Annotated in this window: 1 protein-coding gene and 1 pseudogene; both read left to right on the forward strand. The window is 73.8% G+C overall.

The window, feature by feature from the left end; translation table 11 throughout:
* A pseudogene (locus ON38_RS25500) lies at positions 1-396 on the forward strand (DUF1648 domain-containing protein); the annotation flags it as partial.
* On the forward strand, positions 390-743 hold the full coding sequence (locus ON38_RS25505) for a GntR family transcriptional regulator (protein WP_039827558.1): 354 nt from the start codon (positions 390-392) through the stop codon (positions 741-743). The pseudogene ON38_RS25500 and the gene ON38_RS25505, both read left to right, overlap by 7 nt.
* Positions 744-778: the final 35 nt, after the last annotated feature.

Here is a 778-nt window from a genome sequence, read left to right on the forward strand (position 1 = left end):
GTGCTCATGGGAGTGGTGGTCGGTTTCCTCGCCCAGCCGGTCGCCGGGGCCCTGCTCGCGGTCAGCGGAGCCCTGCTGGTGCAGCTGGCGGTGCTGCGGGTGGTCGTGGACCAGCACGGACTCACCGTCGGAACCGGACCGCTCGGCCGGCCCCGGTGGCGGCTGCGCCCCGGCGACATTACGGACGTGTCGGCCGACGACATCTCGCCGCTCCAGTACGGGGGTTACGGCATCCGGATGATCCCGGGCGCCACGGCCGTGGTGCTGCGCGCCGGACCCGGCCTGGTGGTGACCCGTCGCTCGGGTCGCCGGTTCGTGGTCTCGGTCGACGACGCCGCGACGGGTGCGGGCGTACTGGCCGGTGTCGTCGCGCGAGCGGATCGAACCCGGTGCTGATCCGTGTCGACCCGACCCGGCCCGAACCGTTGGCCGACCAGATCGCGGCCTGTGTCCGGCGCGCGATCGCCGACGGTGGCGCGCCCGCCGGTACCCGGCTGCCGGGCGCCCGGGAACTCGCGGCATCGTTGGATGTCAGCATCCACACCGTGCTCGCGGGTTATCAGCGGTTGCGCGACGAAGGACTGATCGAGCTGCGTCGCGGGCGCGGCGCCACGGTCCGCGCCGGGGCGCCGGACGGACGGGCGGCGGTGGTCGAACTCGCCCGGCAACTCGTGGATGCCGCTCGCCGCATCGACCTCGACGAGACCGAACTGCTCGAACTCGTCCGCGCCGCCGCGCGCTGACCGTACCTACACGGCGACTCGGCCGCGGGGTAGGT

Origin of the sequence: Nocardia testacea NBRC 100365, assembly GCF_000308775.1 — a bacterium.
In the GTDB taxonomy this organism is placed as follows: domain Bacteria; phylum Actinomycetota; class Actinomycetes; order Mycobacteriales; family Mycobacteriaceae; genus Nocardia; species Nocardia testacea.